This is a genomic window from Granulicella paludicola (assembly GCF_025685545.1).
Lineage (GTDB): Bacteria > Acidobacteriota > Terriglobia > Terriglobales > Acidobacteriaceae > Granulicella > Granulicella paludicola.
Map to the genome: position 1 here is coordinate 546997 of NZ_JAGSYC010000025.1, position 13975 is coordinate 560971.

The 13975-nt window shown below is 63.1% G+C and carries 11 protein-coding genes; 1 reads left to right on the plus strand and 10 read right to left on the minus strand.

Annotated elements, in window-relative coordinates; all coding sequences use genetic code 11:
* Positions 1 to 123: 123 nt before the first annotated feature.
* From OHL14_RS14105 to OHL14_RS14125, 5 genes are all read right to left on the minus strand, one after another.
* Positions 124 to 1842, minus strand: coding sequence for a serine/threonine-protein kinase (locus OHL14_RS14105; RefSeq protein ID WP_263379993.1), 1719 nt, complete (start codon positions 1840 to 1842; stop codon positions 124 to 126).
* A gap of 160 nt (positions 1843 to 2002) precedes the next feature.
* Positions 2003 to 3865 (minus strand): APC family permease, encoded by a 1863-nt coding sequence (locus OHL14_RS14110; RefSeq protein WP_263379994.1) that lies wholly within the window; start codon positions 3863 to 3865, stop codon positions 2003 to 2005.
* Positions 3866 to 3945: 80 nt separating this feature from the next.
* Positions 3946 to 5025: a DNA topoisomerase IB gene (locus OHL14_RS14115; protein ID WP_263379995.1), complete on the minus strand. Its 1080-nt coding sequence runs from the start codon at positions 5023 to 5025 to the stop codon at positions 3946 to 3948.
* 60 nt (positions 5026 to 5085) lie between these two features.
* A complete protein-coding gene (locus OHL14_RS14120) occupies positions 5086 to 5466 on the minus strand; it encodes a YidH family protein (RefSeq protein WP_263379996.1) in 381 nt (126 codons plus the stop codon).
* Between the two features lie 20 nt (positions 5467 to 5486).
* The gene (locus OHL14_RS14125) at positions 5487 to 5810 is read right to left on the minus strand and encodes a rhodanese-like domain-containing protein (protein WP_263379997.1); all 324 of its coding nucleotides are present in this window, start codon (positions 5808 to 5810) and stop codon (positions 5487 to 5489) included.
* Positions 5811 to 5878: 68 nt separating this feature from the next.
* Between OHL14_RS14125 and OHL14_RS14130 the strand changes: the two genes are divergently transcribed.
* Positions 5879 to 6298 (plus strand): MerC domain-containing protein, encoded by a 420-nt coding sequence (locus OHL14_RS14130; RefSeq protein WP_263379998.1) that lies wholly within the window; start codon positions 5879 to 5881, stop codon positions 6296 to 6298.
* A 163-nt stretch (positions 6299 to 6461) separates the two neighbouring features.
* Here OHL14_RS14130 and secA read toward each other — a convergent pair whose 3' ends face one another.
* The 5 genes from secA to OHL14_RS14155 form a co-directional block, all read right to left on the minus strand.
* The gene (gene secA, locus OHL14_RS14135) at positions 6462 to 9455 is read right to left on the minus strand and encodes a preprotein translocase subunit SecA (protein WP_263379999.1); all 2994 of its coding nucleotides are present in this window, start codon (positions 9453 to 9455) and stop codon (positions 6462 to 6464) included.
* A gap of 137 nt (positions 9456 to 9592) precedes the next feature.
* A complete protein-coding gene (locus OHL14_RS14140; RefSeq protein WP_263380000.1) occupies positions 9593 to 9877 on the minus strand; it encodes a hypothetical protein in 285 nt (94 codons plus the stop codon).
* Positions 9878 to 9913: 36 nt separating this feature from the next.
* A complete protein-coding gene (locus OHL14_RS14145; protein WP_263380001.1) occupies positions 9914 to 10696 on the minus strand; it encodes a TIGR03435 family protein in 783 nt (260 codons plus the stop codon).
* Between the two features lie 24 nt (positions 10697 to 10720).
* Positions 10721 to 13099, minus strand: a complete 2379-nt coding sequence (locus OHL14_RS14150) for a beta-galactosidase (RefSeq protein WP_263380002.1) — start codon at positions 13097 to 13099, stop codon at positions 10721 to 10723.
* Positions 13096 to 13926, minus strand: a complete 831-nt coding sequence (locus OHL14_RS14155) for a rhamnogalacturonan acetylesterase (protein WP_263380003.1) — start codon at positions 13924 to 13926, stop codon at positions 13096 to 13098. Before OHL14_RS14155 ends, OHL14_RS14150 begins: the two co-directional genes overlap by 4 nt.
* Between the last annotated feature and the right edge of the window lie 49 nt (positions 13927 to 13975).

A 13975-nucleotide genomic window follows, 5' to 3' on the forward strand; every position in this document is an offset into this window, starting at 1 on the left:
GCTGGTGTCAATACAGGGGTTTCTCCACTACGCATCGCGATGAAGCTGCGATGCTCCGGTCGAAATGACAGCTTTTGAGTGAGAGGAAACTTTTGTGCAAAGCAGGCGACCGAGTAACTGGCTTTAGTGGCCGAGGAATTTTTCTACGGTAGATAGGTCGGACTCGGCTTTGTCCATAGCGCGTTGAGCGGCTGCAGGATCGCCGCGAGAGATGGCGTTGCCTGCGGTGGCGATGTAGGAGCCGAGGCGCGAATCGGAGGCGTCGATGTCGCCGCGCATACCGAGGCCGTCGGCTTCCTGCTGACGGCGGATGCGGTCGACTCCGCGACGGGCAGCGTTGGAGCGGGCGAGCAGTTGGGTGAAGCGTTCCTGTGCCTGCTCGATGGCTGCCTCATTGTTGGGTTGCGGCCCTGGCTGATTGGCAGGTTGAGCTTCTGGTGAGGCGGTCTGAGGGTAGGCGGTCTGCGGGGCAGGGATGCTATTGCGGACTATGGGAGTGGGACTGTTCGAGGCAGGCTGCGGCGCGGAGGCTGTCGAAGTACTGGCTTCGAGGGGAGCAGCACTGGAAGCTGGCGACGTTGCCGGTTGGGGTGCGGGTGTGGTGTCTGCGACGGCACGCTGCTGTGTGGATGAGGCGGCATCTGAAGAGGCGCTGCGTGAGCCTGCGAAGGCGCCGATGAAGTGCGGTAGAGCGAAGCCTGCGCCGACGAGTGCGAGAAGAACGACGAGGGCACCGGTGGTGATCCAAAGGCCGCGATGGTTTCCGGGGCGAGCAGGGCTGTTCGGTGGAGGGAAAGAAGCGGCTTGTGGCGGCATCGATGGCTGCGCTGGAGCTGCGTTATGGGCGGGGGATGCCGTGTTGGGAACAGGGGTGAAGGCCGGGGTTCGGGCTGCGACGGCCTCAGTGGCTGCATAGGCGGCTGCCGGAGCAGGTATGGGCGTAGGTTGGGGCGTTGCGGCGGGCCCGGCTTGAGGAGCGGGCGTGGGCACGACTCTCAGGGAGGTACCTTCGACGGCTGCTGCGGCGCGGAAGGGTTTAAGGGCGGCGCGGAAGTCGTCGGCACTCTGGAAACGTGCAAGAGGATCTTTGGCGAGCGCGATCATGATGACGTGGTTGAGTTCGGGGGAAAGCTGCGGGTTGTACTCGATGGGGGGCGTGGGTTCGACGTTCAGCTGCTGGTTGAGGATGCTGAAGGTGGTTTCGGCTTCGAAGGGGCGACGGCCTGCGGTGAGTTCGTAGAGCACGACGCCGACGGAGTAGAGGTCGGAGCGGGAGTCGATGGTGCCGCCGCGGACCTGCTCGGGTGACATGTAATGGAGGGAGCCAATGGTGGTGCCGGGGCGCGTCTGCTGCAGGTTTTCGCGGGCGGATTTGGCGATGCCGAAGTCCATGAGCTTGACGATGCCGTGGCTGGTGACCATGATGTTTGCCGGCTTGATATCGCGATGCACGACGCCGTGGGCATGCGCGTAGCTGAGGGCGGAGAGGGTCTGCGAGATGTAGTCTGCGACCTCGGGGACGGTGAGTGAGCGGCCCTGTGCCATCTGTTCGAGCGTGGAGCCTTCGACGAACTCCATGATCATGATGAGCTGGTTGTTGCCCTGGAAGGCGGTGCGGAGCTGGGCGATGTTGGGGTGATCGAAGCCGGCGAGGGTGCGGATCTCGGAGATAAAACGCATGGCGAGATCGCGCTCGGCGGTGAGGTCGGGAAGAAGGACCTTCATGGCTTCAGTGCGGTTGGAGATGATGTTGCGCACGAGATAGACGTGGCCCATGCCACCCACGCCGAGCATCTTGACGACTTCGTAATCGCCGATACGTTGTCCGACTTCAAAGGCCATGCGGGTACCCTCAAGATCCGGCGTACAAATGGATGAAGATGGCCCGAGCCGGCGGAATCGAAACGACTGGCTGCGCGGAAATTGTAGCTCTTGAAGAGACCGAGCGCCATTCAAAAAGTTCGGCGCGCGAGACAGCGGCGGCGCGCGATCTGGGCAATCGCTAGAGATACCAGGGGATGTTGATGACGGTGATGCGCTGGTTGCCTCGGACGAGTAGCAGGAGTTTGAGGAGCTGGGCGCGCTGGTTATGGAGAGGGCTTTGCCACCAGTGTTTGACGACGAGTTCGGGAACGAGGACGGCGATCTGTCGCTCGGGGTGGTTATGTTCGACCTGGAGGATGTGGTCGACAAGCGGCATGAGCACGAAGCGGTAGGGTGAGCTGAGAAAGACGAGTTCGGGGATGGGCTTGCCTGCAGCTTCGATGGGCGAGGCGACGTTGCGTTGCCACATCTGTTCGACGTCCGGGCGGCAGTCTTCGGCGTCTACGTGGACGGCCTGGACCTGGTCGGAGAGCTTCATGGCGAAGCGCAGGCCTTTTTCGGTGATGCGCGTCCAGCGGTCCATGGGGACGATGACGAGCGGGTGCATGAGGTTTTCGACGTGCATGGGGCGGTCGATGTTGATGGCATCGGAGACGCCCTGGTAGTGGCGTTTGACGCCGAGCATGAGGAAGATGAGCGCGGGGATTAGGAGGGCGGTGATCCATGCTCCGGCGGTGAACTTGGCGACGAGAACGACGATCAGGGTGATGCCGGTGGCGATGGCTCCGATGCCGTTGATGATCATGCGGTGATGGCGGCCGGGGCCGGTCTGCCTGTGCCAGTGGACGACCATGCCCGCCTGCGAGAGGGTGAAGGCGAGGAAGGCGCCGATGGCGAAGAGTGGGATGAGGCGGTCGGTGATGCCGTCGAAGGCGATGAGCAGCACGGCGGTGAAGCCGACGAGAGCGACGATGCCGTGGGAGTAGAGGAGGCGGCGACCACGGATCTTGAAGACGTGGGGCAGGTAGTCGTGCATGGCGATCGCGCGGGTGAGACGCGGGAAGTCGGCGTAGGAGGTATTGGCCGAGAGCGCGAGCACGAGCAGGATGGAGCCGCTGCCGACGTAGTAGAACCAGCCGCGTCCCATGACGGCGGAGATGAGTTGCGAGAGGATGCTCTGATAGCCGGGGGCGGTGGGATCTGTGGCGCCGATGTTGTAGGCGCGGCAGAGAAGCGCAATGCCTCCGAGGAAGAGCATGAGCAGCACGATGATGATGGTGAGGGTGCGCCTGGCGTTGCGCTGCGTGGGTTCGCGGAAGGCCGCGACGCCGTTCGAGACGGCTTCAACGCCGGTCATGGCAGCGCAGCCGCTGGAGAAGACCTTGGCAAGGAGCCATAGACCGAGCGTAGAGGTGCCGATAGGGAGATGCGGCGGAGCGGTGACGGGAGTCGGATGTCCGTGGGCAGCGAAGGCTCGGAAGGCGCCGATACCGATGACGATGACGAGCGTAGCAATGAAGAGATAGGTGGGGATGAGGAAGGCGACGCCGGTATCTTTGGTGCCGCGCATGTTGATGAGAGTCAGGACTGTGAGAATGAGCAGGCAGAAGGCGAGGGTGTGCGGCAGCAGAGAGGGAAACGCTGAAGTGAGGGCTTCGACGCCGGCGGAGATGCCGACGGCGGCGTTGAGGATGTAGTCGATCATGAGCGCGGCGGCGGCGAGCAGCCCGGGGAGTTCGCCGAGGTTTTCGCTGGCTACGGTGTAGCTGCCACCGCCGTTGGGATAGGCGTCGATGGTCTGGCAGTAGGAGAAATAGACGACGGCTAGAAGGCCGATGATGGCGAAGCTTATGGGGACAATGTGCGCGATGCCTGCCATGCCGAGAGGGATGAGCAGGGTGAGCGCGGCCTCGGGGCCGTAGGCGGCGGAGCTGAGGGCGTCGAGACCGAAGACGGGGATGCCGGAGATGGGTCCGATGTGTTCGGCACGTTCTTCTGATGTGGCGAGGGCTTTGCCGGCGACGAGGTCGATGAGACTCATGCTGCTCCATGGGGCGAGTTGATGGTGAAACGCCCCGCTGGATAGGTTAAGTCTGGAATGCGTAAGTAAGTCGTTAAGGTTTATCTGGTGGCTAGTTGCTGTTTGAGCAGATGAAGAAGAGCGCGTTCCTCGGGTTGGAGGCCGTGTGGGGTGGGGCGGGTTTTAGGCAGGCGCTTGAGGGCTGCGGGCATTTCTCCGGAGAGATAGCTTTCGATCACGGTGGGGTGGACGTAGCACTTGCGGCACACGGAGGGCGTGTTGCCGAGGCGTTCGGCGACGGTCTTGATGGCTTCGACGACATTCTTCTTTGCCTGGGTCGCAGTGTCGGTCGCGGTGAAGTTGTTGAGGAGCGAGCAGGCGAGAACGGTGCCGGCCCAGGTGCGGAAGTCCTTGGCGGTGAAGTGGCCGCCGGTGATGGTGGAAAGGTAGTCGTTGACGTCAGTGGAGTCGATGGAGTGGGGGTTGCCGTCGTCGTCGAGGTATTCGAAGAGCTCGTAGCCGGGGATGTCGCGGCAGGTGGCGACGATGTTAGCGAGGCGGCGGTCGTTGACGTCGATGGAGTGCTGCACGCGGGACTTGCCTTTGAAGTTGAAGACGATCTTTGATTTGCGTACGGAGACGTGGCGACGGCGCAGCGTGGTGAGGCCGAAGCTGCCGTTGGTGCGGGCGTATTCTTCGTTGCCGACGCGGATGAAGGTGAGCTCCATGAGACGGATGATGGTGGCAAGGACTTTTTCGCGGGGCAGGCCGGGGAGTCTCAGGTCGTGGTCGACGCGGGTGCGAAGGGCGGGTAAGGCGTTGGCGAATGCGAGGACATGCTCGTATTTGGATTCGTCGCGGACCTCGCGCCAGCGCAGGTGGTAACGGCTTTGCTTGCGACCGCGGGCGTCGCGGCCGGTAACCTGCAGATGACCGTTGTCGAGCGGGCAGATCCAGACATCGTTCCAGGCGGGCGGGATGACGAGGGACTTAATGCGGGCGAGGGTGGTTTTGTCGCGCAGAGGCTTGCCGTCGGGACCTGTGTAGCGGAAAGATTTGCCGGAGCGGTGGCGCGTGATGCCGGGCTTGCTGTCATAGACGTAGCGAAGGTGTGCGGCTTTGGCAGAGGCTAGGGAGTCGGCGGATGGCGTGACGGGCGGGGATGCGACTGCGGACGACATGAGAGCTTTGGATGCTCTGGCGGTGGCGCGTGTGAAGTGAGGGATGGCGTTTAGTTTGGTCTAGCGAAATTTCAGGAGGTAAGCTGCCATCGCAACACCAAGGGCTGCAAGGACGAGGGCGAGGACAATCGCGGGCTTTGAGGTTTTGCCCGGTCGCCAAGTGCCTGCGGCGAGGCTGCGGACGATGGTCGTGTGATTGATGACGGCGACGATGTTGATGACGACGCCGAGGGCGACCAGCACCACTCCGGTGACGACGGAGTTGGTGGTGAGGGTGTGTTGCGTTGCGCTGAACTCACGCAGAAAGAGGCCGAAGCGGCTGACGGCGAAGCCCACGCCCATAAGGCCGAGGCCGGTGCGAATCCAGGCGAGGAAGGTGCGTTCGGCGGCGAAGTAGACGCGCGGGTCTACTTCGGGTGCGCGCTCGGCGGGCTTATCCATGGTGGGTTGGATGCGGGATGTCAGTAGAGAGGCACGGTGGGGTCGATGCGGCGGGTCCAGGCGTCGATGCCGCCGGAGATGGACTGGGCTTTGTCGAAGCCCTGGTTGCGCAGCCAGTTGGCGACGGAGAGCGAACGTGCGCCGTGATGGCAGAGGACGAGGATGGGGGCCTCTTCGTCGAGCTCCTGGTGGGCGCGTCCGGGGATCTCGTTCATGGGGATGAGGGTGGCGCCTTCGATGTGCGCGGTGTTGAACTCCCACGGCTCGCGGACATCGAGCAGGAGCGGGGCGGGGGTGGTGGCGAGGAGTTGCTTGGCTTGTTCTACGGTGACTTCGAGGTCCATGAGAAGAGGATACATCGATGGATGGGGTGGATTTGCTATTGATAATAGGTTCTCGATACCATGAGCAGATGAGGATGCAGTTGCAGGAAGAGTCGCTGGTGCGTGCTGGATGGTCGGACCGCTTGGGGATATGGGCTTCTGGGTTATGTGTGGTGCATTGCGTGTTGACGCCGGTGCTGTTGTCTATGTCGGCGGTGCTTGCGCACCTGCTGCCTTCGGAGGAAGGTACTCATCGGACGCTGGCGTTGCTGGTGTCTTTGCTGGGGTGTCTGGCGCTGGTGAAGGGATTTCGAGCGCATGGGCGAAGGCTGATTCCTTGCCTGATGGCTGCGGGGCTGGCTTGTATCTTCTTCGGAGCGTTTGCTGGGGATCATCTTGCGGCACACTGGGAAGAGGTGGCGATTACGTGTGCGGGGAGTGCGCTGATGATTGCGGCACATCGGCTGAACCATACGTTCTGCCGGAGATGTTCGTGCGCGAGTTGCTAAGTGCGCTTCGTGACGCGTTGTCGGCATAAGCAAACAAGCAGATCCTTCCCCCTTCGGCACGTTCAGGGTCAGGATGACAATATCTGATTGCCAATGGATCATTGGTCGACAGCAAAAAGCCCTCACGAGTGTGAGGGCTTTTTGGTTTTGGTGCTGGATAGAGTTATGCGTTCGCGCCGTGGCACTTTTTGTACTTCTTGCCGGAGCCGCAGGGGCAGAGGTCGTTGCGGCCGACTTCAGCGCCGGTGCGACGCGGAGTTGCGGTTGCGGTGCCGCCGCCTGCGTTGCGGGCAGCGTCGAGGTCGCGCTGTTTGTTGCGCTGGAACTCGCGCTCGAGGTTGTCGATGGTGGTCTTGGGCGAGGCTGTGGGTACGGCTGGCGCGGGGGCTTGCTGTGCGGGGACTTCGACGTTGACGGAGCCGTCGGCGTCCATGGCGGAGGACTCGAGCTGACCCTGCTGCTGCGTGAAGCCGCCGCGGAGGATGGCAAGCTGCTCAAGGGTTTCGATGGGCTCCTGGTTGGGGCCGAGGATCTGCATGCGGAAGAGGTTGCGGCAGGTATCTTCTTGGAAGCGCAGCATCATCTGCTCGAACATCTCGAAGGACTCCTTCTTGTAGGCGACGAGCGGGTCCTGCTGCGCGTAGCCACGCAGGCCGATGCCTTCCTTGAGGTGGTCCATGTTGAGGAGGTGTTCTTTCCAGAGGCCGTCGAGGACGGAGAGCATGACAATGCGCTCGTGATAGCGCAGGTTGGGCTCGCCGAGGATCTGCTCCTTGACGTTATAGCGGTCCTGGAGGAGATCGAAAATCTTGTCGCCGAGCTCACGGCGGCTCATATCACTGTAATCCACGACACCGTCGAGTTTCAGGCCGAAGATCTCGTAGACCTCGGTGTTGATGCCTTCGGTGTTCCAGTTCTGTGGCAGGGCCTTCGCGGGAGCAAATTCGTCGAGGATGTTGGAGAGGATGGTGGAGACGTAGTCATCGGCGATGAGCTGCTTCTGGTCGGTGCCTTCCATGAGCTGGCGGCGCAGGGCATACACGGCCTCACGCTGCTTGTTCATGACGTCGTCGTACTCGAGGACGTGCTTGCGGGACTCGAAGTTCTGGCTTTCTACGGCCTTCTGCGCGGACTCGATGCGCTTGGAGATCATGCGGCTTTCGATGGGCACGCCTTCTTCCATGCCGAGCGATTGCAGCAGGCCGGAGACCCACTCGCGAGCGAAGATGCGCATGAGGTCGTCTTCGAGTGAGAGGAAGAAGCGCGAGCTGCCGGGGTCGCCCTGACGACCGGCGCGACCACGGAGCTGGTTATCGACGCGGCGGGACTCGTGGCGCTCGGTGCCGAGGATGTGCAGGCCACCGGCTTCGATGACGGCGTCGTGTTCGACCTTAGTGGAGGCGACGTGCTTTTCCATCGCGTCGTTCCACTGCTGCTCGGTGACTTCGAACTCCTGCGACTGATAGAGGAAGCGGACGAAGCCGGGAGCGGCGTTGGGGGAGATGGCGCCTTCCGCGGGGGAGACGGCGCGACCGAGGTTGCGCTTGACGAGGTCCTGCTTGGCCATGAACTCAGCGTTGCCGCCGAGGAGGATGTCGGTACCGCGGCCTGCCATGTTGGTGGCGATGGTGACCATGCCGAGACGACCGGCCTGTGCGACGATCTCGGCTTCCTTCTCGTGGAACTTAGCGTTCAGCACGACGTGGCGGACGCCCTTCTTTTGAAGGATGCTGGAGAGCAGCTCGGACTTTTCGATGCTGGTGGTGCCGACGAGGACGGGCTGCTTTTCTGCGTGCAGGCGTTCGATTTCGTCCGCGACCGAGAAGTACTTTTCCTTGGCGGTGCGGTAGACGACGTCGGAGTTTTCGATGCGGAGCATCTTGCGGTTGGTGGGGATGACGACGATCTCGAGCTTGTAAATGTTATCGAACTCGGTGGCTTCGGTTTCGGCCGTGCCGGTCATGCCGGAAAGCTTTTTATAGAGGCGGAAGTAGTTCTGGAAGGTGATGGTGGCGAGGGTCTGATCTTCCTTGCGGATCTGGACGCCTTCCTTGGCTTCGACGGCCTGGTGCAGGCCATCGGACCAGCGGCGGCCCGGCATGAGGCGGCCGGTGAACTCATCAACGATGATGATCTCGCCGTCCTTGACGATGTACTCGACGTCGCGCGTGTAGAGCGCGTGGGCCTTGATGGCGACTTCGATGTGGTGCTTCATGTCCCAGTTTTCGGGGTCGGCGATGTTGCCGATGCCGAGCAGCTTTTCGATCTTCTCGAAACCTTCGTCGGTGACGGTGATGGCGCGGGCCTTTTCGTCGACGACGTAGTCGCCGGACCAGGTCTTGGTGTCGAGGGTCTCGATGAGTTCGCCGAGTTCGAGCTGCGGGATGAGCAGGTTCGCAATGGCATACTTATCGGTGGTCTTATCGGTGGGGCCGCTGATGATGAGCGGGGTGCGGGCTTCGTCGATGAGAATGGAATCAACTTCGTCGACGATGCAGTAGTATTGTCCGCGCTGCACCTGTTCGGAGAGCTCGAACTTCATGTTGTCGCGGAGGTAATCGAAGCCGAACTCGTTGTTGGTGCCGTAGGTGATATCGCTGAAGTAGGCGGCGCGGCGTTGCTCATCGGAGAGGTCGTGGACGATGACGCCGACGGACAGGCCGAGGAAGCCGTAGACCTTGCCCATCCACTCGGCGTCGCGCTTGGCGAGGTAGTCGTTGACGGTGACAACGTGGACGCCGTGACCAGCGAGCGCGTTGAGATAGCAGGGGAGCGTGGCGACGAGTGTCTTGCCTTCGCCAGTCTTCATCTCGGCGATCTTGCCGGAGTGCAGGACCATGCCACCGATGAGCTGCACGTCATAGTGGCGCATGCCGATGACGCGTTTGGCACCTTCGCGGACGACGGCGAAGGCTTCCGGGAGGATGTCGGTAAGGGCCTGCTTCTCAGCGGCGAGGATCTCTTCGGGGTCGGTGAGGCCTTCAATGGACTTGGCGATGCGGGCCTTGAACTCGAAGGTCTTCGCGGTGAGCTGCTCGTCAGAGAGCGCCGAGATGGAAGGCTCGAGGCTGTTGATCTGCTCGAGGACGGGGATGAGCTTTTTGACGGCGCGTTCGTTGCTGGTGCCGAAGACTTTGGCGAGGAATTGATTGAACATGGATGTCGTTCCTTGGGTTGCGGGCGAGGGCTTACGTCATGAGGTGCGGACGTGGCGTGTCGCAGGCAGGTGGTTTCGATAGGGGTGTGGCTGTGTTTGGCCGGAGTCAGAGCGCGAGGGTGTGTGCTCGGACGGAACTAGATGCCGGAGGTGACGGCCTGCACGCGGACGCTGTGTGCCGAGGGTGGGCGCATGGTCCAGGCGATCGTGGCGACGGTGGTCGCAGGAGCGATGATCGCGGGGGCTTCGAGGCTGCGGCTGAGCGGCGTCTCGATGGGATCGGCCGGAGCGTTCTGCAGCAGAAGCTGCGCGATGTAATGCCCGCCGATGGAGAAGTTGACATCGCGCGCGGAGCGTTCGGCTGCACCCATGGAGGTGAGCAGCAGAAGCAGGCAGGCGAGTTGGGCGGTGCGCAGACGCATCTGTAGATAGTTTAGCTGATAGCGGGGTTTCGGTGCTTAGTTGGCAGAGGGCTGGTCCGCATGGTCGATGATGAGCGCGTCGACGGGGCCTTTGGTGGCGACGAGTTTGAGGCCGAGTTGCTGCTGGAGTGCGGTGAAGAGCGGCGGTGAGGGAGCGTCCGTGGGTGCGGGGATGAGGGCGCCGCCGAATTGGGTCTCGTCGGGTGCCCATTCGAGGTCGAAGTCATAGCGACCGGTGAGGCCCGTCTTGTCAACTACGGGGCGATCGAGCATGGCGCGCTGCATCATGGCGACGACGTCCTGGATGGTGGCGTTGCGGGCGGGGAGGACGACCTTGCTGGGGTAGACGGTGTTGGTGACGTTGATGGGAGCGTCGGGGGCTGCGGAGGTGGGCTTGAGTTTGGGGCCGCCGGGGGCGACCTGGAGCTCATAGATCGAGAAGACTTTGGGCTCGCGGTGGAAGGTCAGGCCGAAGCGGTCGGTGAGCAGCCCGCGGAGCATGGCCATCTGCTGCTCGCGGGGGGGGCGGGTGTCGCCAGGGGTTATGCCGAGGATGTCAAAGTGGTCGGAGTCTACCCACTTGGGGCCGCCGGAGATGGTGCGGGGGTTGAGGTCGTAGGCCGCGGCGATGAGGAGGTTGAGGGTGAAGTGGTAGGCGATGAAGCGATGGTCGCCTTCCATCTTTATGTAGCGGCCTGACTGGGCGGCGGGATCGACGGGGTGGATGGTGGCGACGTCGAAGGCCGGGGGCTTGGGGGTCTGCGCGACTGCTGTGAGCGGGAGGAGGAGAGCGAAGGTCACGAGCAGAGAGCGGAGCATATGGGAGGCCTCGATGGAACGAGTTTAAGGCTTGGCGAGGTCGATGTGAAAGAGGTACTGGCTGCTGAGTTGGACGGAGCGGAGGTCGATTTGTTGCGGATTGGAGGGGCGGTAGGGGGCTTCGAGGAAGATGGGGGCGTCCTTGCGAAGGGGAATGATCTGGAGCTCGAGTGAATGGGTGGCGAGGGTGTTGCGCCAGCGGGCGAGGTTGAGGGTCCAGGGGGTGCCGTTGTAGAAGTTGTCGTCGAGGAGATGGTGGTCGGCGGAGAGTCGGGCGACGTCGCCGGTGTAGCTGATGTGGAGGGTGAGGTTGTGCAGGCCGGGTTGTAAGCCGGGTCGAATCGCAGCGAGAGTCGCCGGAGTGAGTTGGATTTGCCAGCTGGCTGCGGTGGCGAAGGCAGCGTCTGTTGGCGCGGAGGCCACAGTGCGGGGATGGCGACCGGGGATGGTGATGGAGGTAACGGGTGGCGCGGATTGAGGTTTACGGGTCTGTGTGAGGGTGAGGGCAGAGGGGGTAGCGGGGACTTTGAGTTGCTGGTGACGAGGCACTAGGAGCGGGGGCAGGAAACTGGTGGCGAAGGAGCCGGGCTGGCTGGATTCGAGCCAGAGGTCGGTGCCGTCGGCGAAGGCTTCGGCGGAGGTGAGGAGCAGGTGGTCGCCGTCGGATGCGTGGACGCGGACCGTTGATTCGGCTTGTTGCTGCGAGAGGAGGTAGAGGTGTGTGCCGCCAGCGGAGTAGAAAGGCCTGAGAGATAGCTTAGGCGTGAGGCGTTTGGGATGGGCGTTTTCGCCGAGGACGAAGTTTGCGGGGACGCCGGGGGTTTCGGTGAAGAAGTAGGCGTCGCCGGTGGTGGTGTGGGTGTGGGAGATGAGTTGCGCGGTGGCGGAGATGAGGTGGATGGGGCCGAGGTCGAGGCCGAAGGGCCAGATGCCGTAGGCGCCTGCGGGGAGTGTGATGGGCTGCTCGGGGAGGCGGAGTTCCTGCGCGCCGAGCTTGATGGTGGTCTGGAAGTCGGGGCGGGCCGGCATTGGCTGGGGGCCGCGGACGTGGTTGTTGAAGAAGAGGAAGCCGCTGTGGCCGTTGGAGCGAACGGCGGCGCGTGCGGGGGCGAGGTCGGCGGGGCTTGCCGGCTCAAGGTTGGGAGCAACGACCGTCATGGGGGCGAGCTGGTCGCCGAAGCCGTTTAGGAAGAGGTTCATGAGGCGCAGCTTGCCGAGCGAGGGGCGGGCATCGCCGGTTTCGCCGAGCGGGGCCTGGAAGTCGTAGCTCTTGATGGGGAGGTCGTTGGGGTAGTGGGTTGCCAGCGATTCCTGCAGCGTCGTGAGTTTGCCGTCGGGGTTGATGCCGCCCTGGAACATGTAGCTGCCGTACAGGTTCGCGCCGGAGCCGAGGAGGACGGGCATCATCGCGGCGACGTCGTCTGCGGAGATGACGGGACGGCGATGATAGGTGTCCTCAATGCCGCCACCGACCTCGGCTGTGAGGAAAGGGAGATCGTAGGTGGCGGGTTGTGATGGGGTGTTGCCGGTGGCGCCGATGGCTCCCATGTTGGCGGAGACACGGGTGTGGAAGCGGAAGGCGTAGACCTCCTGCGGGGGTAGGTCGTGGAGGCTGTCGTCCCAGGGGGCGTCGGGATAGCCGCCGAAGACCTGCACGAACTCGCCGTGCGGGAAGACGGCGTTATCCCAGCCGGTGAGGGTGTAGAAGGGGACGTCCATGCCGTGCTGTTGGGCGAGGTGCTTCAGGGTGAGCAGGTGGTGCTCGCCTGCGCCGGGGCCACGCTGACTGTACTCGTTTTCGATCTGGATGCCGACGATGGGGCCACCATCTTTGAAGTAGAGACCGTCGAGCTGGTGGGCGATCTGGGCGAAGAAGGTGTCGACGGCGGCGAGATAGATGGGGTCGTCGCGGCGGGTGTGGGGCGACTTGGCGAGAAGCCAGTCGGGCAGGCCACCGTTCCGGGCTTCGCCGTGTGCCCAGGGGCCAACGCGCACGATGACGGAGAGATGATGGCGAGCGCAGGCCTGAATGAAGGCGCGGAGGTCGCGGTCGCCGGACCAATCCCACTGGCCTTCGATCTCTTCGTGATGAATCCAGAAGACGTAGGTGGAGACGATGTCGACGCCTGCGGACTTCATCTTCAGGAGTTGTTCGTCCCACTGCTCGCGGGGCACGCGGGAGAAGTGGAACTCGCCCATGACGGGGAGCCACGGTTTGCCGTCGCGGAGAAGATAGCGGTCGTTGAGACCGAGGGTGTGGCCTCCGGGGGCAGAGGCGAACTGCGGTGTGTAGGAGGCGGGAGCGGGTGGTCCTCCTGCGCGGGTCGCGTCGAAGACGAGCTGGTTCTGCGCGTGCAGCGTGGTCGCAAAAACGAACGGGAGCAAGAGGGCAGTCAGCTTCATTTGAGGTAGGCGACGAGGGGAGAGTGTGCGTTGCGGAGGGCCTGCGCGACGGATTCGGCGTTCATCTGCGCGCCTTCGGCGCTGGTGTGGGTGTGGTCCTTGGGAAAGAGCAAGGCAGTTTTTTCGGGGCCGAGGGCCTGGAACTTGTCGGCGGCGATGGGGGCCATGTCGATGAAGAGGACATGCTCCTGCTGGGCGATCTGCTGGATGAAGGCGTTGTAGCCCATGTCGCGCTCGATTTGCGGAGTGCCGTTGGCGTCGGGCTTCCAGATGTTGCGGACGGTGAGCGAGAGCACGGCGGGGGTGACGCCCTTGGCTTTGGCTTCATCGATCATCTTGCGCATGTACCAGCCGTAGGTGTGGACGGTTTCCGTGGTTCCCGCGAGGGGGCCGGTGGTTTGCGGCACGTCCTGGGTCTCGTCGCCGATGCCTTTGAGGTCGCCGCGGGGCTTGGCTCCGCCGAGATCGCCGCCGTCGTTGTGGCCCATCTGGAGGAGGAGGTAGTCGCCGGGTTTTATCTCGGCGAGGACGCTCTTCCAGTGACCTTCGTTGATGTACGTACGGGAGCTGCGGCCGGCGATGGCGCGGTTCGCGACGTTGATGCGGGAGGTGTCGAAGAGGGGAGCGAAGTGGTCGCCCCAGCCGAGGTCGGCGTTGTTGCGGGCGGTGGAGTCGCCGACGATGAAGACGGTGGGTAGCGCGGGGTTGAGGGCGGCGTCTGTGTGGACGGCGGTCTGCTCGGGGGTGATGGGGGCACCAGGCTGCTGGGCGACGGGGGTGAGGGCGGGAGCCAAAAACAATGTGGCTATTGAAATCAGGCGACGCATGGGAGCTAGCGTACTCCTCTGAAGGTAGGATGTGGGAGTGAATTCTTGT